19 protein-coding genes are annotated in these 19,706 nt (G+C 63.8%); 1 reads left to right on the forward strand and 18 read right to left on the reverse strand.

Translation table 11 applies throughout. The features are described 5' to 3' along the window. Positions 1 to 184: 184 nt before the first annotated feature. Positions 185 to 673, reverse strand: coding sequence for a nitrate reductase associated protein (locus ACO1XS_RS19405; protein ID WP_440558834.1), 489 nt, complete (start codon positions 671 to 673; stop codon positions 185 to 187). 147 nt (positions 674 to 820) lie between these two features. Here ACO1XS_RS19405 and fdhD point away from each other — a divergent pair, with 147 nt between their 5' ends. Next, entirely contained in the window at positions 821 to 1,639 is an 819-nt protein-coding gene (gene fdhD / locus ACO1XS_RS19410) for a formate dehydrogenase accessory sulfurtransferase FdhD (protein ID WP_414720239.1), read from the forward strand. Between the two features lie 7 nt (positions 1,640 to 1,646). Here the strand turns inward: fdhD and ACO1XS_RS19415 are convergent, their stop codons facing one another. The 17 genes from ACO1XS_RS19415 to ACO1XS_RS19495 form a co-directional block, all read right to left on the reverse strand. Next, positions 1,647 to 2,411: an enoyl-CoA hydratase gene (locus ACO1XS_RS19415; RefSeq protein ID WP_486391444.1), complete on the reverse strand. Its 765-nt coding sequence runs from the start codon at positions 2,409 to 2,411 to the stop codon at positions 1,647 to 1,649. 105 nt (positions 2,412 to 2,516) lie between these two features. After that, positions 2,517 to 3,716, reverse strand: a complete 1,200-nt coding sequence (locus tag ACO1XS_RS19420; RefSeq protein WP_331569597.1) for an acetyl-CoA C-acyltransferase — start codon at positions 3,714 to 3,716, stop codon at positions 2,517 to 2,519. Between the two features lie 25 nt (positions 3,717 to 3,741). Beyond that, entirely contained in the window at positions 3,742 to 6,180 is a 2,439-nt protein-coding gene (locus tag ACO1XS_RS19425; protein WP_331569598.1) for a 3-hydroxyacyl-CoA dehydrogenase/enoyl-CoA hydratase family protein, read from the reverse strand. Positions 6,181 to 6,306: 126 nt separating this feature from the next. Continuing rightward, the gene (locus ACO1XS_RS19430) at positions 6,307 to 8,094 is read right to left on the reverse strand and encodes an acyl-CoA dehydrogenase C-terminal domain-containing protein (protein WP_486391445.1); all 1,788 of its coding nucleotides are present in this window, start codon (positions 8,092 to 8,094) and stop codon (positions 6,307 to 6,309) included. Positions 8,095 to 8,166: 72 nt separating this feature from the next. Continuing rightward, positions 8,167 to 8,772, reverse strand: a complete 606-nt coding sequence (locus ACO1XS_RS19435) for a TetR/AcrR family transcriptional regulator (RefSeq protein WP_331569602.1) — start codon at positions 8,770 to 8,772, stop codon at positions 8,167 to 8,169. A 179-nt stretch (positions 8,773 to 8,951) separates the two neighbouring features. After that, positions 8,952 to 10,199 (reverse strand): cardiolipin synthase ClsB, encoded by a 1,248-nt coding sequence (gene clsB, locus ACO1XS_RS19440; protein ID WP_486391446.1) that lies wholly within the window; start codon positions 10,197 to 10,199, stop codon positions 8,952 to 8,954. Then, positions 10,196 to 10,672 carry a dihydroneopterin triphosphate diphosphatase gene (gene nudB / locus ACO1XS_RS19445; RefSeq protein WP_486391447.1) on the reverse strand — a complete coding sequence of 159 codons (477 nt, stop codon included), beginning with the start codon at positions 10,670 to 10,672 and terminating at the stop codon, positions 10,196 to 10,198. Before nudB ends, clsB begins: the two co-directional genes overlap by 4 nt. A 69-nt stretch (positions 10,673 to 10,741) precedes the next feature. Beyond that, positions 10,742 to 12,544: an aspartate--tRNA ligase gene (gene aspS / locus ACO1XS_RS19450; RefSeq protein WP_331569608.1), complete on the reverse strand. Its 1,803-nt coding sequence runs from the start codon at positions 12,542 to 12,544 to the stop codon at positions 10,742 to 10,744. 58 nt (positions 12,545 to 12,602) lie between these two features. Further along, entirely contained in the window at positions 12,603 to 13,253 is a 651-nt protein-coding gene (locus tag ACO1XS_RS19455) for a DUF502 domain-containing protein (protein WP_331569609.1), read from the reverse strand. A 130-nt stretch (positions 13,254 to 13,383) separates the two neighbouring features. Beyond that, positions 13,384 to 13,758: an FmdB family zinc ribbon protein gene (locus tag ACO1XS_RS19460; protein ID WP_331569611.1), complete on the reverse strand. Its 375-nt coding sequence runs from the start codon at positions 13,756 to 13,758 to the stop codon at positions 13,384 to 13,386. A 155-nt stretch (positions 13,759 to 13,913) separates the two neighbouring features. Next, positions 13,914 to 14,534: a methyltransferase domain-containing protein gene (locus tag ACO1XS_RS19465; RefSeq protein ID WP_486391448.1), complete on the reverse strand. Its 621-nt coding sequence runs from the start codon at positions 14,532 to 14,534 to the stop codon at positions 13,914 to 13,916. A 15-nt stretch (positions 14,535 to 14,549) separates the two neighbouring features. Then, the gene (ubiB, locus tag ACO1XS_RS19470) at positions 14,550 to 16,127 is read right to left on the reverse strand and encodes a ubiquinone biosynthesis regulatory protein kinase UbiB (RefSeq protein ID WP_486391449.1); all 1,578 of its coding nucleotides are present in this window, start codon (positions 16,125 to 16,127) and stop codon (positions 14,550 to 14,552) included. 19 nt (positions 16,128 to 16,146) lie between these two features. Next, positions 16,147 to 16,773 carry a ubiquinone biosynthesis accessory factor UbiJ gene (locus ACO1XS_RS19475; RefSeq protein ID WP_486391467.1) on the reverse strand — a complete coding sequence of 209 codons (627 nt, stop codon included), beginning with the start codon at positions 16,771 to 16,773 and terminating at the stop codon, positions 16,147 to 16,149. A 180-nt stretch (positions 16,774 to 16,953) separates the two neighbouring features. Next, positions 16,954 to 17,955 carry a Tim44 domain-containing protein gene (locus ACO1XS_RS19480; RefSeq protein WP_486391450.1) on the reverse strand — a complete coding sequence of 334 codons (1,002 nt, stop codon included), beginning with the start codon at positions 17,953 to 17,955 and terminating at the stop codon, positions 16,954 to 16,956. 37 nt (positions 17,956 to 17,992) lie between these two features. Further along, entirely contained in the window at positions 17,993 to 18,724 is a 732-nt protein-coding gene (gene ubiE, locus ACO1XS_RS19485; RefSeq protein ID WP_331569619.1) for a bifunctional demethylmenaquinone methyltransferase/2-methoxy-6-polyprenyl-1,4-benzoquinol methylase UbiE, read from the reverse strand. Between the two features lie 32 nt (positions 18,725 to 18,756). Continuing rightward, a complete protein-coding gene (locus ACO1XS_RS19490; RefSeq protein ID WP_486391451.1) occupies positions 18,757 to 19,179 on the reverse strand; it encodes a gamma-butyrobetaine hydroxylase family protein in 423 nt (140 codons plus the stop codon). 65 nt (positions 19,180 to 19,244) lie between these two features. Beyond that, a complete protein-coding gene (locus ACO1XS_RS19495) occupies positions 19,245 to 19,673 on the reverse strand; it encodes an HIT family protein (protein WP_331569623.1) in 429 nt (142 codons plus the stop codon). Between the last annotated feature and the right edge of the window lie 33 nt (positions 19,674 to 19,706).

The following is a 19,706-nucleotide window of genomic DNA, read 5'->3' on the forward strand; positions in this document are numbered from 1 at the left end:
GATTCGGAACGCCGTTCGGACGGGGGCTGAGCATGCCTCGATCGCCGACGGCGCCGGGCTCGCCAACCTATAGGGTGGCACCGCGAGTGAATCGAATTTTTGACGTGCCAACCTATCGATAACGGCAGCGATCGCGAAAACTTGAGGGGCGCGCGCAAAAAACGGCCCCAGAGGAGGTCCGGCGCTACGGTCGGGCGAGGTCCGCGAGCCCGAACTCGCGCATCGCAGGCACGAAATCGTGATTGCCCTCGGGTTTGCGCGAAAGCTTCGTCAGGACATACCGCTTGAATGGATCGAGCCCGCCCCAGCGCTGCGCCTCGACGGGCTCGAGTCCGGCAATCCGGCACTGATTTTGCACGCCGTCGGGCACGACCGACGTCTCGCGCCACGCCGGGTTCGGCTCCGGCGCGAACCAATCGGGCTCGACGTTGGCGTGAGTACGCATCATTTCGAACAGCGCATGGTCGAAGTTCGGCTCGATGGCCGTGTCCTCGTCGACGGGAAACCGCGCCAGCAATACGCGATCGGCATGGGGCAGGCACTGCCACTGGGCGAGGGAAATACGCAGTCCGAAGCGATCCAGATTGAAGCGGACCGACATCGGCATGAATTTGAGGTTTTCCGACGATACGGCTTCGAAATCGAACATCAGCGGCGATTCGTGCAATCCCATGACCGAGTCCTCGTGTTTCGAGGCGGCAATGCCTCGTCCGGCAGGCCGAGCTGGCTTCGGGTATTTTAGAACCTTATTCGACCGGCAACGGCGCAACGCACCGTCCGGTCACCTGGAACATGCCGAGGAGCGACCTTGAACGACCCACTGGACTACGCCGAGCAAGCCGGCGCCATCGAACAACCGGTGCGCCGGCACCGAGCGGGCGCGGTCGAGTCCGTGACCGACCGCATCGGCCAGGAATGGCCCGTCGCCCTCGTATTCAATGGGATTTCGCATGCGGTGATGATGTGCACCCCGCGCGATCTGGAGGCGTTCGCCGTCGGGTTTTCGATTTCCGAGGGCATCGTCGAGCGCGGTAGCGATATCCATGACATCGAGGTTGCGATCCATGCCGACGCGGCACCCATTCCCTACGCCGAGGTGGCGCTGACGGTCGTTCAGCAGGCATTCGTCGCGCTCAAGGACCGCCGCCGCGCGCTGGCGGGCCGTACGGGCTGCGGCGTCTGCGGCATCGAAAGCATCGACTTGCTCGACCTCACCCCCGAACGAGTACCCGAGCATGGTTTTCTCGCGCGGCTGGCTCCCGATGCGATCGCGCGCGCGGCGCGCGAGCTGCCCGAGCATCAAGTCCTGACGAGGCTCACGGGCGGCTTGCACGCCGCCGCCTGGTGCGACAGCGAGGGATCGATCGTCGCGGCGTTCGAGGACGTGGGACGCCACAACGCGTTGGACAAGCTGATCGGCCATCTCATACTGCAGCGCGCCGATACGACGGACGGGTTCGTCTTCCTGTCGAGCCGCGCGAGCTATGAGCTCGTACGAAAAGCGGCACGTGTCGGCATCCCGATGGTCGCGACGATCTCGGCACCTTCGTCGCTGGCGGTTTCGATCGCCCGGCAAGCCGGAATTCGCCTGCTCAGTTTCTGCCGCGAAGCGGGCTACGTGGACTACACGACGGCCTAGGACCTGTTCAATCGAACTGCCTGAAATCGGGTCTGCGCTTTTGGAAAAACGCGGTCATCGCCTCGCGCGCCTCCGGCGAAAGCAGCATCTTGCCGAAGTGGACGACTTCGTCGTTCATGCGCTCGGCGACTTCATGCGTGTGCGCGCGCTTCATCAGCATCTTCGTGACGCGCAGCGACGAAGCGGGCAACGCAGCCAGCTTCGTCGCCTGCCCGAACGCAAAGGCTTCGAGTTCGGCTGCCGGTAGCAACCGATTCACGATCCCCATTCTGTGCGCTTCGTCGGCGTCGAACGGCTCACCGAGCAACAGCTTCTCGGCCGCGAGCTGATGGCCGCAAAGACGCGGCAGCAGCAAGCTCGAGGCGGCCTCAGGGCACAGCCCCAGTTGCGCAAACGGCAGCGAAAAAACCGCCGATTCAGCGGCGTAGACGATATCGCAGTGAAGCAACAGCGTCGTGCCGATGCCGATCGCGACGCCCGCGACCGACGCGACCACCGGCTTGTCGACCGTGCTGATGCTCCGCAGGAACTGCAGGACCGGCGCATCGGCATCCGTCGGCGGCGATTTCATGAAGTCTTCGAGGTCGTTGCCCGCGCTGAACGCTGCCGCGCCGCCGCGAATCAGAATCGCACGCACGCTGGCGTCGTCATGTGCCTGCGCAAGCGCGTCGGCCATCGCACGATACATCGAGGACGTAATCGCGTTTTTCTTCTCCGGCCGGTTGAACGTTATCGTCATGACGCCTTCGGCGCGTTCGACCAGAATATCCATTGCCTGCGTCTCCTCGAAGATCGTTACCGGACAAACAGTTCGCGGGCGGGCGGCGAGCACCCGATCGTCCGACCGCGAACTCCGTAGACGGCCAGGTGCCGGCCCTCAAAGCCGCTCGATGATGCCCGCAGCGCCCATACCCGTGCCGACGCACATCGTCACCATGCCGTACTTCAGATTGCGCCGACGCAGACCATGGACGACCGTGGCCGCGCGGATCGCGCCCGTCGCACCGAGCGGATGGCCGAGCGCAATCGCACCGCCCAACGGATTGATCTTGGCCGGATCGAGGCCCAATTCACGAATCACCGCCAGCGATTGCGCGGCGAATGCTTCATTGAGTTCGATCCAGTCCAGATCGTCCTGCTTCAACCCCGCAGCCTTCAGCGCCGCCGGAATCGCCTCTTTCGGGCCGATGCCCATGACTTCGGGCGGCACGCCGCGCACGGCGAAGCTCACGAAGCGAGCGAGCGGCGTCAGCCCGAACTGCTTGAGAATTTTTTCGGAGACGACGATCAGCGCACCCGCACCGTCGGACGTTTGCGAGCTGTTGCCCGCCGTCACCGAGCCCTTGTTGGCGAACACCGCACGCAGCTTCGCCAGTCCTTCGAGCGACGTATCGGGACGCGGCCCCTCGTCGAGCGCGATCTCGCGCGTTTTGGTCCTGACCTCGCCGCTCGCGAGATCGGGCACGCGCTCGACGATTTGAAACGGTGCGATCTCATCGCGGAACTCGCCCGCCTGCTGTCCCGCGATCGCCTTGCGGTGCGATTCGAGCGAAAACTTGTCCTGATCCTCGCGGCTCACCTTCCACCGTTCGGCGACGCGCTCGGCGGTAAGCCCCATGCCGTAGGCGATGCCGATATTTTCGTCGCGATCGAAAATGTGTGGTGACATCGACGGCGTGTTGCCCATCATCGGCACCATGCTCATCGATTCGCAACCGCCCGCGATCATCGCATCGGCCTCGCCGACGCGAATGCGATCGGCAGCCATGGCCAGCGCCGTCACGCCCGATGCGCAAAACCGGTTGACGGTCACGCCGCCGACCGATTGCGGCAAGCCCGCCAGCAGCGCACCGATCCGCGCGACGTTGAGGCCTTGCTCCGCTTCGGGAATCGCGCAGCCGACGATCGCATCCTCGATCACTTTCGTATCGAGCCCCGGTACCTGCGCCACGGCCGCCTTGATCGCATGGACGAGCAGCTCGTCGGGCCGCGTGTTCCTGAACGCGCCGCGCGGCGCCTTGCCGATCGGCGTACGGCTCGCCGCGACGATATATGCGTCTTGCAACTGTTTGCTCATTTGCAGCTCCTGAATGCGACTCTCGTTAATTGCGCACCGGCTTGCCGGTCTGCAGCATGCCCATGATCCGCTCCTGCGTCTTTTGCGTGCCGAGCAATTCGACGAAAGCGCGCCGCTCGAGCGTCAGCAGCCATTCCTCGTCGACGAGACTGCCGGCTTCCACGTCGCCACCGCAGATCACCTCGGCAATACGCGAAGCGATCAGGAAATCGTGAGCGCTGATGAAGTTGCCGTCGCGCATATTGACCAGTTGAGCCTTGATCGTCGAGATCGCGGAGCGGCCCGCCACCGGAATCTGCGTGGCACGCAACGGCGGACGGTAGCCTGCCGCCGCCAGCGCGCGCGCCTCCTTCTTCGCGGTATCGAGCAGCTCGAACACGTTGAAGACGATCGTGTCGGACGGCTTGAGATACCCCATTGCACGCGCCTCGAGCGCCGAGCCGGAGACTTTGGCCATCGCCGCGTTCTCGAACGATTTGCCGATGAACTTCAACAGTTCGCCCGTCGGCGCGCCGATCGCCGCGGCCGCGTCGGCGGCCCGCAATGCCGCTTCCTTGAGCCCGCCGCCGGCCGGCACGAGCCCGACACCCACTTCGACGAGGCCGATGTAGCTTTCGATGTGCGCGACGCGCTTCGCACTGTGCAGAACCAGCTCGCAACCGCCACCGAGCGCGATGCCCGAGACCGCCGCGACGACGGGGACGTTCGCATACTTGATCCGCAACATCCCCTGCTGGAATTTCTTTACGAACGGCTCGATGCCCTTGGCGCCGCCCATCATGAAAGCGGGCATGGCCTCCTCGAGATTGGCACCGGCTGAAAACGGACCGCCCGGCGTCCCGAGCTTGAGCGAGGTCGGCTGCCAGACGACCACGGCCTTGTACGCCTTCTCGGCGAGCTCGATCGCCTGCACGATCCCGTCGATCACGCTCGGGCCGATCGTGTTCATCTTGCTCTTGAACGACACGATGACGACGTCGTCTTCACCTGCGCGCGGATCGACCCAGGCGCGCACCGCATCGGTTTCGAAAAGCGTCTTGCCGTAGGTCTTCGGATCGATCCCGGTTTCGCCGACGAGCGGTGCGCGGAACACCTGCTTGTCGTAGACGGGAAGCGCCGGGCGCGGCACGAACTTGCCCGCGGCGGGCGACCACGAGCCCTCGTTCGTATGCACGCCACCGCTTTCGGCCACCGCACCTTCGAACACCCACGACGGCAGCGGCGCCTTCGAAAGCGCCTTGCCCGCGCTGACGTCTTCCTGCACCCATTCGGCGACCTGCTTCCAGCCGGCCGCCTGCCAACCTTCGAACGGTCCATCGTTCCAGCCGAAGCCCCAACGGATCGCCAGATCGACGTCGCGCGCGTTATCGGCGATCGACTCGAGATGCACGGCGATGTAGTGGAATACGTCGCGGAAAATCGCCCAGAGGAACTGGGCCTGCGGGTGCTCCGATTCGCGCAGCAGCTTCAACCGTTCCGCGGCCGGGCGCTTGAGAATGCGGCCGACGAGTTCGTCCGCCTTGGCGCCGCCTTCGATATAGGTACCCGATTTCGGGTCGAGCACCTTGATGGTCTTGCCTTCCTTCCTGTAAAAGCCGGCCCCGGTCTTCTGGCCGAGCGCGCCCTGCTTCACGAGTTCCGCCAGTACGGCCGGCGTTTCATACACGGGCGCAAACGGATCGTCGGCGAGATTGTCCTGCATCGTCTTGATGACATGGGCCATCGTGTCCAGGCCGACGACATCGGCGGTACGGAACGTCGCCGATTTGGCGCGGCCGAGCCGCGCGCCGGTCAGATCGTCGACCTCGTCGAAGCGCAGACCGAACTTCTGCGCTTCCGCGATCACGGCCAGGATCGAGAACACGCCGACGCGATTGGCGATGAAGTTCGGCGTATCCTTGGCCCGCACGACGCCCTTGCCGACGACGCTCGTCAAGAACGTCTCGAGATCGTCGAGAATCTGCGCACGTGTATGCGGCGTCGGAATCAGCTCGACGAGATGCATGTAGCGCGGCGGATTGAAGAAATGCACGCCGCAAAAGCGCGCTTTGAGTTCGTCGGAGAATCCGTCCGACAGCTTGCCGATCGACAGCCCCGAAGTATTCGTGGCGAAAATCGCATGCGGCGCGAGATGCGGCGAGACCTTCTTGTAGAGGTCATGCTTCCAGTCCATGCGCTCGGCGATGGCTTCGATGACGAGATCGCACTCGCCCAGCCGGGCGATGTCGTCTTCATAATTGGCCGGCTCGAGAAAGCGCGCGTCGTCCTTGACGCCGAACGGCGCGGGCGAGAGCTTCTTGAGATTCTCGATCGCTTTCAGGGCGATCCCGTTTTTGGGGCCTTCCTTGGCCGGCAGATCGAAGAGCAGCACCGGAACTTTGGCGTTGATCAGATGCGCCGCGATCTGCGCACCCATCACGCCGGCACCGAGCACGGCCACCTTGCGAATGATCAGGTTGCTCACGTCAATTCTCCCTCGGAGTCATGCGGTTTGCCGGCCCCCGCGTGGGCGCACCAGGCGCACCCTGCGGCAGCCGGCCGATATGAAACGGACGCGTCGAACGAAGACGTCGGCGAATCCCGTCATCGTTCAGAAAAGCGCCTCGTCGATGTCCATCAATGGCTTTGCACCGGCACGCGCCATACGAATCGTGGCGGCCGTCTCGGGCAGGAGTTTGGCGAAGTAAAAACGCGCGGTGGCAAGTTTCGACTTATAGAACGGATCGCCCGACGCCTCTTTGTCGAGCGCGATGCGCGCCATGCGGGCCCAGAAATACGAAAACACGAGGTGCCCCACGGTGCGCAGATAGGGCACGGCCGCCGCCCCGACCTCGTCCGGGTTCTGCATGGCCTTCATGCCGATTTCCATCGTCAGCTTCTGCACCTTCTCGCCGATGTCGGCCAGCGGATTGACGAACTCCTGCATCTCGGACTTCACGCCTTGCTCTTCGACGAAATCCGACACGAGCTTGCCGAATTTCTTGAGCTTCGCGCCCATGTCGCCGAGCACCTTGCGGCCCAGCAGATCGAGTGCCTGCACAGCGTTCGTGCCTTCGTAGATCATGTTGATGCGCGCGTCGCGCACGTACTGCTCCATTCCCCATTCGGAAATGAAGCCATGACCGCCGAAGACCTGCATGGCGTGATTCGTGCACTCGAATGCGTTGTCGGTCAGGAACGCCTTGATGATCGGCGTCAGCAGAGCGACGAGATCGGCCGCTTCCTTGCGCACCGATTCGTCGGCATGGGAGAGTTCCTTGTCGATCTGCAGTGCCGACCAGTACGTGAATGCACGCCCGCCCTCGGCATAGGCCTTTTGCGTCAGCAGCAGGCGGCGAACGTCCGGATGCACGATGATCGGGTCCGCCGGCTTGTCCGGTGCTTTGGGCCCGGTCAGCGAGCGCATCTGCAAGCGCTCCTTCGCATAGGCGAGCGAGTTCTGGTACGCGACTTCCGTGAGGCCGAGCCCTTGCATGCCGACGCCGAGCCGCGCCGCGTTCATCATGACGAACATGGCCTGCAGCCCGCGGTTCGGCTCGCCCACGAGCCAACCCTGCGCGTTGTCGAGATTCATGACGCAGGTGGCGTTGCCGTGGATGCCCATCTTGTGCTCGATCGAGCCGCACTTGACGCCATTGCGCTCGCCGATCTCGCCACTCGCGTTCGGCACGAATTTCGGCACGATGAAAAGCGAAATGCCCTTCGTTCCCGGAGGCGCGTCGGGCAGCCGGGCAAGCACGAGGTGCACGATGTTTTCGGCGAGATCGTGCTCGCCGCTCGAAATGAAGATCTTGGTGCCGGTGATCGAGTAGGAGCCTTCGAGCGCAGGCTCGGCTTTCGTGCGCAGAATGCCGAGGTCCGTACCGCAATGGGGCTCGGTCAGGCACATCGTGCCCGTCCAGGTGCCGGCCACCAGCCTCGGCAGATAGACGCGCTGCTGCTCCGGCGTGCCGTGCTCCCGCAAACATTCGTAGGCGCCATGAGAGAGCCCCGGATACATCGTCCAGGCCTGATTGGCCGAGTTGGCCATTTCATACAGCGCGTTATTGACGAATGCGGGCAGGCCCTGGCCGCCGTATTCAGGGTCGCAGCCGAGCGCGGGCCAACCTGCCGCGACGTATTGCGCGTAGGCCTCCTTGAAACCCTTCGGCGTCGTGACGACACCGTCGCCGTGATAGACGCAGCCTTCGCGGTCGCCGGTCTGGTTCAGCGGGAAGAGCACCTCCGAGCAGAATTTGCCGGCCTCCTCGAGCACCTGGTTGATCGTATCGGCATCCAGATCGGCATGTTTCGGCATGCCTTTCAGTTCGGCTTCGACATCGAGCAGCTCGTGCATGACGAACTGCATGTCCCGCAACGGCGCGGCGTACTGACCCATGACTCCCCTCCCAAGATATGCAGCGACCAGCTCGGCCGTCGCGCGGGCGGGTATCGATGGCCCGCGCGCCCGCTAACGGCTTTCGCTCTGACTTTGATACAAGACGATCGTCTTTTCCAACGCGGCCCACGTCAGTCGCACCGCATCCGGCAGGTGCAGAAAGCGTGCATCATGATGCAGACCGAGCGTGAAGCTATACAGTTCGAAAAGCATCAGATTCGGATCGGTATCCGGACGCAAATGCCCCTCCGCCAACGCCTGCGAAATCGCGCGCAGCAATGCCGCACGCCAGGTCGACACACTCGCGACGAGCTCTTCGCGGACCGGATTGTCGCCGCGATCGTCGTACTCGACCGCGCCGCTGATATAGATGCATCCCGTCGTCACTTCCTGGATGCGCTTCTCGATCCAGCGGCTCAGCATTGCACGCAAACGCGGCAACCCGCGCGGCTCACGCAGGCTCGGGAAGAACACTTCTTCCTCGAAGCGGCGGTGGTACTCGCGCACCACTTCCACCTGCAAATCCTCGCGCGAGCCAAAGTGCGCGAACACGCCGCTCTTGCTCATCTGCATACGCTCGGCCAAAAGCCCGATCGTCAGACCCTCGAGCCCATCGCGGCTCGCCAGGTCAAGCGCAGCATCGAGAATCGCGGCGCGCGTCTGTTCACCTTTTCGCATGGCCAAATACCGTTCTTATAGGATTCCATCCAAAAACGAACGGCCGTACTATTATTGAGCGCAGCCGTCGTCGAAACAAGGACTTTATTAGAAAACCCGATCTAACCGGGCACAGTTTCGATGATCGGAGTATTGCCGCATTCGCCGGTATCGGGATAGAGGGCTTTCGCGGATTGCCCTCAGTCGTAGCCGCCGATCGTGAGCAGTTTCATCGCCATTCGGTAGACCACATAGGCCACCCGGTTCACGACCCGCTCGTACCAGGGGCGGGCCGCATAGCGGACGGCGTCGATCGGTCTCCCGTCGTCGAAGGCGGCGAGAATCGCGCGGCGCAAAAGACCGATTTCGTCGTGCTCGACGAGCACGACATTCGCTTCATTGTTGAGCACCAGGCTGAGCGCATCGAGATTGGACGAACCGATCGTCGCCCAGCTCGAATCGATGACCGCCACCTTGGCATGCAGCATCGTCTTTTCATACTCCCCGATACGCACGCCCGCCATCAACAATGTTCGATAGAGGTAGCGCACGGCATGATCGAGTACGACGAATTCCTTTCTGCCGACGAGCAGGCGCACATCCACGCCGCGCCTTGCCGCGCGCACGAGCGCGCGACGCATTCGGCGTCCCGGCATGAAGTAGGGGTTGGCGACGAGGATTTCGCGGCGCGCGCGGCCGATCGCCACGAGGTAGGCCTTTTCGATCGCGCGGCGGTTCACGAGATTGTCGCGCGCGATGAATGCGACAGCTGGCTCGCCGGCCGTCAAAGGCGCGGCGCGCCGCGCACGCACGCCGGGGGCTGACGAAATACCCCGCATGCCCGCGCGCAGCGCGTCGAGCGGATTCGGCCGATGGCCGATCTCCAGACGGCGCCATTGAATGTCGAACGCCGCTCGTACCTGCGCAACGACGGGCCCGTTCAATTCCACGGCAAAATCCCAACGCGGGAACGGCAGGCGCAAAGCGCCGGCATCGTAATCGTCGACGATATTGATGCCGCCGCAAAACGCGGCGATTCCGTCGACGAAAGCGATCTTCCGATGCGTGCGCGAAAAGCCGAACCGGCCGAACAGGTGCGGATTGTAGATGCGGTGTTCGACGCCGGCTTCACGCCACGCGTCGAAGAGCGGAAGCCGGCCCGTGCCGATGCCGTCGGTGATCACGCGCACGCGCACGCCGCGCGCGGCCGCGCGCGTCAGCGCCTCCGATACCGGACGGCCGGCTGCATCGTCGCAATAGATATACGTTTCGAGCGCCACGTCGTGCTGCGCCGCGTCGATGCGGGCAACGAGCGCCGCGAAGTAGGTATCGCCGGTGCCGAAAAGCCGCACGCGATTGCCGGGGGTGAAGGCAAGGCGGATCGAACGACGCCGCGATACCAGCGCCGCGCCGAAGCGCGCCAACCGGCGCGCGCCGTGACGGCTCATTCGCCGCGCGCTCGCAAGCGACGCGACAACTGCAGGATCGCGTCGCGGTTGGACGACGAAAAGCACCGGGCCGCCGCTTGCTCGTAGGGCAGCCAGAGGTAAGCGGTATGCTCGCGCGGTGCGAGCTGCACCTCGAGCCGCCGCGGCACTTCGAGCCCGAACCAGTGCTCCAGGTTGCGAGTGACGCCCTCGGCATAGCGATGGCGCCAGACCGGGTAGATGTCGTACTCGATGTGCTGGCCCCAATCGACGAGCGCGCTCACCGGCACGTCGGCACTGCCGATGGCGATGCCCGTTTCCTCCGCCACCTCGCGCATCGCGGTCTGCGCCAGCGGTTCGTCGAGGCTGTCCTTCGATCCGGTCACGGATTGCCAGAACCCAGGCCGGTCGGCGCGCTCGATGACGAGCACGTCGAGCTCCGGCGTGTAAATGACGACGAGAACGGACTCCGGGATCTTCGGCGGTTTTTGCATGGCTTTGACAAAAGGCGCCGAAGCGCCTTTTCCGATGATCCGCGCGGCACGCCGCGCGAGAGCAACAGCTTACGCCTTCGGCTGCTCGGGCTGGCGCAGTCGGATGTGCAGCTCGCGCAGTTGGCGCTCGTCGACGGGGCTCGGCGCTTGCGTCAGCAGACATTGCGCACGCTGCGTCTTCGGGAACGCAATGACATCGCGAATCGAATCGGCACCCGCCATCATCGTCACGATGCGGTCGAGCCCGAACGCAATCCCGCCATGCGGCGGCGCGCCGTACTGCAGCGCGTCGAGCAGGAAGCCGAACTTCGCACGCGCCTCGTCCGGACCGATCTTCAGCGCGCGGAAGACCTTGCTTTGCACCTCTTCGCGATGGATCCGCACGGACCCGCCGCCGATCTCCCAGCCGTTGAGCACCATATCGTAAGCTTTGGCGAGGCAACGGCCCGGGTCCGTCTCGAGATACTCGAGGTGCTCATCCTTCGGGCTCGTGAACGGATGGTGAGCGGCGACGTGGCGCGCCTCTTCCTCGTCGTATTCGAACATCGGGAAATCGACGACCCACAGCGGCTTCCAGCCTTGCTCGACGAGGCCGTTCGCCTTGCCGAATTCCGAATGGCCGATCTTCAGACGCAATGCGCCGAGGCTGTCGTTGACCACCTTCGCGCGATCGGCGGCAAAGAAAACGATGTCGCCGTCCTGTGCGCCGGTGCGCTCGAGGATCGCCGCAATCGCCGCATCGTGCAGGTTCTTGACGATCGGGCTTTGCAGACCGTCGCGCCCCTTCGCGGCATCGTTGACCTTGATCCAGGCGAGGCCTTTCGCGCCGTAAATGCGCACGAACTCCGTATACCCGTCGATGTCGCCGCGCGAGAGCTCGCTGCCCTTGGGCACGCGCAGCGCCGCGACACGGCCGTCCTTCGTATTGGCAGGTGCGCTGAATACCTTGAACTCGACGTCCTTCATGGCATCGGTCAGCTCGGTGAACTCGAGCTTCACCCGCAGGTCGGGCTTGTCCGAACCGAAACGCGCCATCGCTTCGGCGTACTGCATGACCGGGAACGGATCGTCGAGCGTGACATCGATCGTTTCCTTGAACACGTGCCGGATCATCTTTTCGAAAAGATCGCGGATTTCCTGTTCCGAGAGGAACGACGTTTCGCAGTCGATCTGCGTGAATTCGGGCTGACGGTCGGCCCGCAGGTCCTCGTCGCGGAAGCACTTGACGATCTGATAGTAGCGATCGAAGTTCGCCACCATCAAAAGCTGCTTGAAAAGCTGGGGCGACTGCGGCAGCGCGAAGAACTGCCCGGCGTTCACACGCGACGGCACGAGGTAGTCGCGCGCGCCTTCGGGCGTGCTCTTCGTGAGCATCGGCGTTTCGATATCGATGAAGCCTTGCGCGTCGAGGTACTTGCGCACTTCGATCGCCACGCGGTAACGCAAACGCAGGTTGTGCTGCATTTGCGGACGGCGCAGATCGAGCACACGGTGCGTCAGGCGCGTGGTTTCCGAGAGATTGTCGTCGTCGAGCTGGAACGGCGGCGTGACCGATGCGTTGAGCACGGTGAGCTCATGGCAGAGCACTTCGATCTTGCCGCTCTGCAGGCCCGCGTTAATCGTTCCCTCGGGGCGGTTGCGCACGACGCCGACAACGCGCACGCAGAACTCGTTGCGCACCCCCTCGGCGGCTTTGAACATGTCGGCACGATCGGGATCGCAAACGACCTGGACCAGGCCTTCGCGGTCGCGCAGGTCGATGAAAATGACGCCGCCGTGGTCGCGCCGGCGATGCACCCACCCGCAGAGCGCAACGGTTTGACCCAGCAGGTGTTCGGTCACCAGACCGCAGTATTCAGATCTCATCGACATGGTGTTCGTCTATCGTTTGCATGATTGAGCGATGAACGCTACGCGTTTCGCCCGGTATTTAAAGAGGCGGTTCGACGGGCCGGCGCGCCACGGCGGCCGCGGGCGGCGCCGCGGGGGCGACCACACCCATCGAGACGATGTACTTGAGCGCCGCATCGACGCTCATATCGAGCTCGATGACTTCGCTTTTCGGCACCATCAGGAAAAAACCGGAGGTGGGGTTGGGCGTTGTCGGCACGTAGACGCTCACGTGCTCGGTGTTCAGGTGGTTGAGGACATCGCCGCCCGGCACACCCGTCAAAAAAGCGATCGTGTAAGAGCCGCGCCGCGGGTATTCGATCAGAAGCGCTTTTCGAAACGCATTGCCGCTGCTCGACAACAGCGTGTCCGAGACCTGTTTCACGCTCGTATACAGCGGGCCCACGATCGGGATGTGACGCACGATGGCGTCCCACCAGGTCACGAGCTTCTGACCGACGAAGTTCTGCGTGAACAGACCGACGATGAAGATGAACGCCAGCGTCAGCAGCGCGCCGATGCCCGGCAGATGGAAGCCGAAGAGCTTTTCGGGCTGCCACGAAGCCGGCAGCAAGAGCAGCGTCTGGTCCATCGTACCGATGATGAGCCCGAGCACCCATAGCGTGATCGCCAGGGGCACGAGAACCAACAGACCGGTCAGGAATACGGATTTGAACGTCGTGTTTTTCATGTATACCGTCAGAAAACCGCGGAAAAGGTTCGGCGCGGCGTCCGAAAGCGCATTCGAGGACGGCCAGCCTCGAGCGCGCCGGAAGCCGCCCGGCTGCCTGCCCGGTCACCGATCGGCGCGATGCAGCGGATCAGGCGTCCGTCGTGCTGGGGGCCGTCGTACCGGAGCCGCTCGAGCCGCCCGCGCCGCTCCCGCCCGTCGAAGCCGCGGACGTCGCGGAAGCCGACGAAGCGGTTCCCGTAGCGGTTCCAGAATCACCCGACGCCGTCTTCGATTCGCCGCTGTCTTTCTGGCCATTCGCCGCGGCACCGGCGCCCTTGGAGCCGCCACGGAAATCGGTGACGTACCAACCCGAGCCCTTCAATTGAAAGCCCGCGGCCGTCACTTGCTTCCGAAATGCCTCGCTCTTGCACTCCGGACACTGCGTGAGCGGTGCGTCGCTCATTTTCTGAAGCACGTCTTTTTCGAATCCGCACGATTCGCAGCGATAAGCGTAGATGGGCATGATTCTCTTCCCGGCAATTCCGACAAAACGGTTCGGTGCGTACAAAGCGTTGAATTATAACCGCAACCGGCCCCCGGTCTGATTTCAGGCAGCCGGGGGCCGGGCCGTTCCGAGATGGGGGCGTCGGCGCGAAATTCAAGGCCCCGGAAAGGGCCTCAGCGGCGGCGCCACGTGAGCCAGCGCTCGCGCCCGGCGAAGACGGGTAGGGAGTCGTCGACCGGCGCGTCTTCGACGAGCTCGAACGACGGTGCGAAGAGCGCCTCGAGTTGGGCACGCTCGACACCGAACGGCGGCCCCTTGGGTGTCGAGCCGAGGAAAAAGAAGCCGGCGAGCAAGCCGCCCGGCGCCAGCAGTTGCGCCATGCGTTGGACGTAATCGGCGCGGCGTGCCGGCGGCAGCGCGCAGAAAAACGCCCGCTCGTAGATCCACCCCGGCTCGAACGGCGGCATGTAGCTGAAAAAATCGGCCTGCTCGACCAGCGCGCCGAATTCTCCGAGCTGCGCACGGGCGGCCGCCACCGCATCGGCCGAAAAATCGATGGCGCGCACGGTCCAGCCGGCTCGAGCGAGCGCGAGTGCCTCATACGCGCTACCGCAACCCGGGATCAAGACGGGGCGCCGTTCGGTGCGCGCCATGAAAGCGAGAAACGCATGCTGCACCCCCGCCTGATCCCAGGGCGTGAAGCCCTTGCGAAAACGCTCGTCCCAGAAGTGGGCCGAGCCGGGATCGCGGGAATCGAAGGTCGGCTCGCTGCCGGGCTGCGTCGAATCGCTCATAGAGAGGCTCCGGTCTCACCCACCGTATGCCAGCACGAGCCAGAACCGCGCAGCCACCGCGCCGACGCCCATTGCCACGCCGAACAGTATCAGCGCCTGCAACAGCCGATTCGTACGGCGCTGTTCGACGAGCAGCATCTGAATCACCGTGTCCTGCGCCCCGCGCGCGCCATCGTGGCGGCCGGCCAGCACGTTGTGCACGAGGCGCGGCAACTGCGGCAGCGTCTTGCTCCACTGCGGCGCTTCGACGCGCAGCCGGTCCAGCCAGCCCCGTATGCCGATCTGTTCGTTCATCCAGCGTTCGAGGTAAGGCTTCGCCGTCTTCCACAGATCGAGCTCCGGATCGAGCGAGCGGCCGAGTCCCTCGACATTGAGCATCGTCTTTTGCAACAACACGAGCTGCGGCTGAATCTCGACATTGAAGCGCCGCGAGGTCGAAAACAGCCTGAGCAACACCTGCCCGAGCGAGATGTCTTTCAGGGCCCGGTCGAAATAGGGCTCGCACACGGCGCGAATCGCACTTTCGAGTTCTTCGACGCGAGTGGTGGGCGGAACCCAGCCCGATTCCAGATGAAGCGTCGCCACGCGGTGATAGTCGCGTTTGAAAAACGCCAGGAAGTTTTGCGCCAGATAGTTTTTGTCGAAGTCCGACAGCGCGCCGATGATGCCGAAATCGAGCGCGATATAGCGCCCGAAATGTGCTGGATCGAGGCTGACCTGAATGTTGCCCGGGTGCATATCGGCATGAAAAAAGCCGTCGCGGAAAACTTGTGTGAAGAAAATCTCCACACCTTCGCGCGCGAGCTTTGGAATATCCACGCCCGCCTCGCGCAGCGTCTCGACCTGGCTGATGGGAACGCCGACCATGCGCTCCATGACGAGCACGTTCTGCGTACAGAACTCCCAGTACATCTCCGGGACGAGCAACAGATCGAGCCCGATGAAGTTGCGGCGCAACTGGCTGCCGTTGGCGGCCTCGCGCATCAAGTCGAGTTCGTCGTGGAGGTATTTGTCGAATTCGGCGACGACTTCGCGTGGTTTGAGGCGCTTGCCGTCGGCCCATAGCCGCTCCGCCCAGACCGCGATGTCGCGCAAAAGCGCCAGATCGGAATCGATGACGGGCAGCATGTTCGGCCGCAGCACCTTGATGGCGACGGGCTTGCCGGCATGCTGCCCCGCCTTGACCTTCGCGAAGTGCACTTGCGCGATCGATGCGCTCGCCACCGGCACGCGCTCGAATTCGTCGAACAGCGCGTCGACCTTGGCGCCGAGCGATTTTTCGATGATATCGATGGCGACATCCGAATCGAATGGTGGCACCTGATCCTGCAGCTTCGCGAGCTCGATCGCCACGTCGAGCGAAAGCAGATCTCGCCGAGTCGACAGCACTTGACCGAACTTGACGAAAATCGGTCCCAGGCTCTCCAGCGCAAGTCTTAGCCGCACCGCCGGCGGCGACTTGAAGCGACGCCCAATCGTGCCGATGCGCAGCAGGAACCGCACGCGGCGGTCGTTGATGCGGGCCAGCATCATTTCGTCGAGGCCGAACCGGATGACCGTATAGACGATCTTGATAAAGCGCAGAAAACGCATGGAAAAGTCCGTGGCCTCGCTAGCGGGTGCCGCGCGAAATCGAAGCGCCGCCGGCGCCGGCTTGGGCCTCGATGCGCTCGATACGCTTTTCCACGCGCGCAAGGGCATCGCGCGCCCGCGCGAGCTCGCTGTTGAAACTTTCGAGCAACGTGCGCCGCACGAGTTGGGGGTTCTCGTCGAGCAAATACTCGGCCGCCGCGTCGCGCAAATTGCGTCCCGCACGCAGCGCCCGCTCGCCGGCCGTGCGCACGAGCGCCGACATCCGGTAAGCACTGGCGTCTCCGATCAGCCGCGCGAGATCCTCTTCCGGCTCCCAGCGCAAGTGCTCGGCCAGTTTGCCGAGCTGCGTCGCGAATTCGGCGTCGCCTTCGATCCTTACATGTTTCATGACCGCAGCCTGCCCACCCTGCACGAATGCCGATACCGCTTCGGCCGGCACCGCGATGGAGACATCGGGCAGCGGGCCCTCATGCTCGTCGAGCGCATTGAGATAGCCCTCGGGCTGCACCGCCAACGTGATGGAAAGCGAAGAGAAGACGAGACGTGCCGTTTTCCCGGAATATGGCACGAGCCGCTCTCGCGCCCAGGCTTCGCGGGCAAGCAGGTGATTGACGGCTGCGGCAAAGGGCTTGGCGGCAAGGATCATCGGGCTCGACATGGCTCGGGACCGCAGTAACAGCTAAAGCAGCAACTGCGGTCGACAAAAAAGCCCGCGCGAGGCGGCTGCCTGCGCGGGCCACTATTGTAACGTCGGTTCGCGCACGGCCGCCGCCGCATCGCGCGCCATGGTGCGGCCGCGACGCCGCACCCGAACCACGCACAGCACTCAGTGCTGCGCGATTTGCTGGATGCCGGCCAGCAGCCAGCCCTCGCCCGTGCGGGCCGCCTTGGAGAGATTCCAGACCTCGACGAACGGCCCGGCCGACTCACCGGCCGACTCGCGAATCAAGCCGCTGAACCTCACGCTCGCCAGATATTCGCTGCCGCGATCTTCGACGCCGATGAGCTCGGCGTTGAGCTGCACGACGTCGGTCTGATCGCGTTCGCGGCCCCGCGCATCGATATCGACCTTCAGTTCAGCGAACATTTCGGGGGTCGTGAATTCGCGAATGTCGGCGAGATTGCCCTCGTCCCACGCCGCCTGCAACCGAACGAAGTTGACCTTCGCGTGGCGCAGGAAGGTTTCGGTGTCGAAACCGGCTGGCAGCGCCGCGCCTGACGCAGCGCCCATCGCGGCGCCCGGCATCGCTCCGCTCGAAGCGGCCGGCTCGGCCGTCTGCATACGCGACACCCCGAAGTCCCGCATCGGCGCGCCACCGGCCCCCGCCGCTGCGGCACCATAAGCCGGCACCGGCTCCCGACGACGCGACATGAATTTACGCACGAGCCAGATGCCCGCCATCGCCAACAACGCGATCACGATGACGTTTGCCATCATGCTGGCAAACGCGCCGCCGAGCCCGAAGTGCGAAAGCAACGCCGCGATGCCGAGGCCGGCGGCCAACCCGGCGATGGGGCCGAGCCAGCGCGAACGCGCGGGCGGCTGCGCCGGGCTCGACGGCGTGCGCGCGGCGGCGGCCGGTTGCGCCGACTGCAGCGAGTTCTGCTGCGTCGACGACTGCGACTGCGACTGCGTGGCCGTGGACGGTGCCGTTTGCGTGGTCTGGGCCTGGCGCCCGAACGTGCGTCCGCCCCCCAACCGCTTCGCTTCTGCATCGAGCGAAGCAACGGTGGTCACCGCAAGCACCGCGACCAGCGCAACGGAGCCGATCCGCCTCGCAAGGGGCTTAGAAAGGTTTTTGGAAGCAACAGGAAGGGGATCGGACATCTCGAAATTCCTCACGAAAAACAAGCGGTTAGCGGCGCTAATATTTAGTCGCCACGTGCAAGGCTACCACGCCAGCTGACAAATTGTAATATTTGACGGCGTCGAGGCCTGCTTGTTCCATCATTGTTTTCAGTGTTTCCTGATCCGGGTGCATGCGGATCGATTCAGCCAAGTAGCGGTAGCTTTCAGCATCGCGCGCGAATTTGTTGCCGAGCCAGGGCAAGACCTTGAACGAATACAGGTCGTACGCTTTTTTCAGCGGCTCCCAAACTTTCGAAAACTCGAGCACGAGCAGCCGCCCGCCCGGCTTCAGCACGCGCCGCATCTCGGCAAGCGCGACTTCCTTGCGCGTCATGTTGCGCAGCCCGAAAGCGACCGTGACTACGTCGAAGTAATTGTCGGGAAACGGAATCTTCTCCGCGTCGCACAGCAGGGCCGGCGTGATGACACCTTCATCGAGGAGCCGGTCCCGCCCCACCCGCAACATCGATTCGTTGATGTCGGTATGCCACACTTCGCCCGTCGGACCGGCCCGCTTCGCGAATGCCTTGGACAGATCGCCCGTGCCGCCCGCGATATCGAGCACTTTCGCGCCCGGACGCACGTTCGCCTGCGCGATGGTGAACTGCTTCCAGACCCGGTGCAGCCCCCCGGACATCAGGTCGTTCATCAAGTCGTAATTCGACGCGACGGAGTGGAACACGCCCGCGACCTTCCTGGCCTTGTCCCGCTCGTCGACCGTTTCGAAGCCGAAGTGGGTCTTGCTCATCGCGAATATCCTCCGCTTTTTATTCAATGGTTTCAGTGGCAATGGCCGTGCGGCGCACCGGAAGCGCCGGGCTCGCTCATCGGCGCATCGCGGTCCACTCCTGCCGCGGCGAGCTTGCCCAGGTATTCGCTCCAGTATGCGTCCTGGCGAGTGGCCAGATCGTGGAGCAAGTCCCATGAGTAAAGACCCGTGGAGTGCCCATCCGAGAATGTCGGCTGCAGTGCGTAGTTGCCGACCGGCGCGATCGAAACGATCGTCACGTCGCGCTTGCCGGTCTGGAGCGTTTCCTGGCCCGGCCCGTGCCCGCGCACCTCGGCTGACGGCGAATAGACGCGTAGCAGCTCGAACGGGACCCGGTAGCTCTGCCCGTCCGCATATTGCAATTCCAGTACACGCGATTTCGCATGGACGACGACGCCGGTCGGAACCGGGGTATCGGGAGTGAGTCCGCTCATGACTGCCTCGATATTCGTTGTGTTCAGTGCCGCCGGCACCCGCAGCGCGCCCCGAACCGCAGGTATCAGGCAAACGCCTGCACGACCTCGCGGCGCACCGCATCGCCCAGCAGCGTGGCCTGTGCGCGGCGCGATGCGAGCAGCGCCTCGGACACGGTGCGCTGCCGCGGCGCCCAGATCGGCAAGGGGAAATGCGCGTCGTTCGTGAAACGCGGGATCGCGTGCCAATGCAGGTGGGGCACCTGGTTGCCAAGGCTTGCGAGATTGACCTTGGCCGGCTGCATGACTGTGCGCAATGCTCGTTCGACAGCATAGACCACGCGCATCAAACGCTCGCGGTGAGCGGCGGAAAGATCGGAGAATTCGGCGACATGCGCATTCCAAATCACCCGGCAAAAGCCCGGATAGTCGATCTCGTCGGTCAGCACGACGCGCATGGCGTCATCCTGCCAAAGCACCGTTCCCCCTTCCTCACGGCAAAATACGCAGTCCATGGTCGTCCTTTCGCGTCGTTGCGGCCCGATCGT

This window comes from Trinickia sp., from assembly GCF_057351765.1.

Coding starts and splice junctions, on each gene's coding strand:
- ACO1XS_RS19405 (WP_440558834.1), bottom strand. CDS start 673: ATGGGATTGCACGAATCGCCGCTGATGTTCGATTTCGAAGCCGTATCG.
- ACO1XS_RS19415 (WP_486391444.1), bottom strand. CDS start 2,411: ATGGATATTCTGGTCGAACGCGCCGAAGGCGTCATGACGATAACGTTC.
- ACO1XS_RS19420 (WP_331569597.1), bottom strand. CDS start 3,716: ATGAGCAAACAGTTGCAAGACGCATATATCGTCGCGGCGAGCCGTACG.
- ACO1XS_RS19430 (WP_486391445.1), bottom strand. CDS start 8,094: ATGGGTCAGTACGCCGCGCCGTTGCGGGACATGCAGTTCGTCATGCAC.
- ACO1XS_RS19435 (WP_331569602.1), bottom strand. CDS start 8,772: ATGCGAAAAGGTGAACAGACGCGCGCCGCGATTCTCGATGCTGCGCTT.
- clsB (WP_486391446.1), bottom strand. CDS start 10,199: ATGAGCCGTCACGGCGCGCGCCGGTTGGCGCGCTTCGGCGCGGCGCTG.
- nudB (WP_486391447.1), bottom strand. CDS start 10,672: ATGCAAAAACCGCCGAAGATCCCGGAGTCCGTTCTCGTCGTCATTTAC.
- aspS (WP_331569608.1), bottom strand. CDS start 12,544: ATGTCGATGAGATCTGAATACTGCGGTCTGGTGACCGAACACCTGCTG.
- ACO1XS_RS19455 (WP_331569609.1), bottom strand. CDS start 13,253: ATGAAAAACACGACGTTCAAATCCGTATTCCTGACCGGTCTGTTGGTT.
- ACO1XS_RS19460 (WP_331569611.1), bottom strand. CDS start 13,758: ATGCCCATCTACGCTTATCGCTGCGAATCGTGCGGATTCGAAAAAGAC.
- ACO1XS_RS19465 (WP_486391448.1), bottom strand. CDS start 14,534: ATGAGCGATTCGACGCAGCCCGGCAGCGAGCCGACCTTCGATTCCCGC.
- ubiB (WP_486391449.1), bottom strand. CDS start 16,127: ATGCGTTTTCTGCGCTTTATCAAGATCGTCTATACGGTCATCCGGTTC.
- ACO1XS_RS19475 (WP_486391467.1), bottom strand. CDS start 16,773: ATGATCCTTGCCGCCAAGCCCTTTGCCGCAGCCGTCAATCACCTGCTT.
- ACO1XS_RS19480 (WP_486391450.1), bottom strand. CDS start 17,955: ATGTCCGATCCCCTTCCTGTTGCTTCCAAAAACCTTTCTAAGCCCCTT.
- ubiE (WP_331569619.1), bottom strand. CDS start 18,724: ATGAGCAAGACCCACTTCGGCTTCGAAACGGTCGACGAGCGGGACAAG.
- ACO1XS_RS19490 (WP_486391451.1), bottom strand. CDS start 19,179: ATGAGCGGACTCACTCCCGATACCCCGGTTCCGACCGGCGTCGTCGTC.
- ACO1XS_RS19495 (WP_331569623.1), bottom strand. CDS start 19,673: ATGGACTGCGTATTTTGCCGTGAGGAAGGGGGAACGGTGCTTTGGCAG.